The organism is Flavobacterium sp. Root901 (assembly GCF_001429765.1).
Classification (GTDB): Bacteria; Bacteroidota; Bacteroidia; order Flavobacteriales; family Flavobacteriaceae; genus Flavobacterium.
On the sequence record NZ_LMJB01000003.1, the window covers coordinates 1 to 1,969 of the forward strand.

The 1,969-nt window shown below is 39.9% G+C and carries 1 protein-coding gene and 1 pseudogene; both read left to right on the top strand.

From position 1 onward, the window contains the following. Positions 1–431: 431 nt before the first annotated feature. A pseudogene (locus ASE21_RS22425) lies at positions 432–1,494 on the top strand (hypothetical protein); the annotation flags it as partial. A 24-nt stretch (positions 1,495–1,518) separates the two neighbouring features. Then, positions 1,519–1,969: SprB repeat-containing protein (locus ASE21_RS22430; RefSeq protein ID WP_131726450.1), on the top strand; the 451-nt coding region annotated here is incomplete at its 3' end.

Sequence of the window (1,969 nt, forward strand, 5' to 3'; positions counted from 1 at the left end):
CTGCTGATGGTTCGGTTACTTTAACAGGTGCTGGAGGATCAGGCGGATTTACATACAGCAACAATGTTGCAGGGCCGTTTACAACTAATCCGGTATTTAACGGACTGGCTGCAGGAACTTATACTTTCTATGTAAAAGACAGTAAAAACTGTACAGGATCAGTAGCGGTTACCATTACACAGCCTGTAACATTAGCTGCAACAACTACAGTTGTTCCATTCTCTTGTAACACTTCAAATGGAAAAGTTGCAGGAACAGTTACTATCAATGTAACRGCAGGAACAGGAACTGCYCCTTACGAATACAGCTTTAATGGAAGCGGATACAGCTCAAATAATGTTTTAACATTAAATGATAATGGAGCTGACCAGCCCTATACATACTCAGTTAGAGATGCAAAAGGCTGTCCGGTAACAGGTTCAGGAACTTTATTGAGATTAAACCCTCCAACAGAYTTAACTTTTGCTTCAACAGCGGTTACTTGTACGGCTACAACAGCAACAGTTACATTAACAGCCGTAAACGGAGTTGGAGCTTTACAATATGAAACAATTGCTCCATCAACRGCAATTATTSCAAAACAAACTTCTAATTCATTTGCWAACTTAGCTCCTGGATCTTATACTTTCAGAGTTACAGATGCAAACGGATGTTATTATACAGAGCCTTACATTGTAAATCCGGTTATTCCGATTGCMRTTACAGGAAATAAAACAAGTGATGTTTTATGTAGAGGCGGTAACACAGGATCAGGTACTTATACTGTTTCTGGAAATGCTGTAGCTGGTGCTTATACATTTACTTTAACAGCAGGMACTCTAGGTTCAGGAACATTAACAAAATCAGGAAATACATTAACATTATCAAATGTTGCAGCAGGAACATATACTGTTCAGGTAACTGATACTGCTACAGGATGTACTAATTCTGCCAGTATTGTTATTGGCCAGCCAGCTGCTGCTTTAGCAATTACAACAGCGGTTGCTACAAACGTAAATTGTAATAATGATAATTCACAAATTACAGTTACAGCAACAGGCGGTACACCAAATTATACTTACGCTTTCGCGAAAAGCCCGTCAACTGTTCCATCATCGACTTATGGCAACAGTTCAGTTTTAACTGTAGACACTACTAATTCGGGAGCTGATTTAGTTTGGGATGTTTATGTAAAAGACGCCAATGGATGTACAGCTAAATCAACTGTTACCGTTATTCTGGATTCAATGCCAGCAATCACTAATGTAACGGTTAACAACCAATGTACAGCTTCAGGAAGCGGATTTACCATTACTGCAACTGCGACAGGATTAGCTCCGTTGACTTACAGTATTGATGGAACTTCTTTCCAGACATCAAACACATTTACAGTTGCGGCAGGAACTTATACGGTTTCTGTAAAAGATAAAAACGGATGTATTGTTTCGGCTCCGGCTGCAACAGTAGTTTATCCGCAATTAACGGCTGCTGGAACTGTTACAAAAGAATTAGATTNATGTAAAAGATAAAAACGGATGTATTGTTTCGGCTCCGGCTGCAACAGTAGTTTATCCGCAATTAACGGCTGCTGGAACTGTTACAAAAGAATTAGATTGTACAGTTACTCCAAACGCAACAATTACTGTTACGATTGGCGGTGGTAAATCTAACTATACTTACACAGTACAAAAAGGTGCAGGTACACCGAGTGCACCAAGTGCACCAATTGCCGGACCAACCTTTACTTATACAGTAACACCTGCCAATGCAGATACTTATACATTTGTAATTACAGATTCTAACAGCTGTACAAAAACTGCAGTTGTTACCGTTTCTCCAATTACAAACCCAACAGTTACAGCTGCTCAGGTAAATGCAAGCTGTAACGGAGCTGCTGATGGTTCGGTTACTTTAACAGGTGCTGGAGGATCAGGCGGATTTACATACAGCAACAATGTTGCAGGGCCGTTTACAACTAATCCGGTATTTA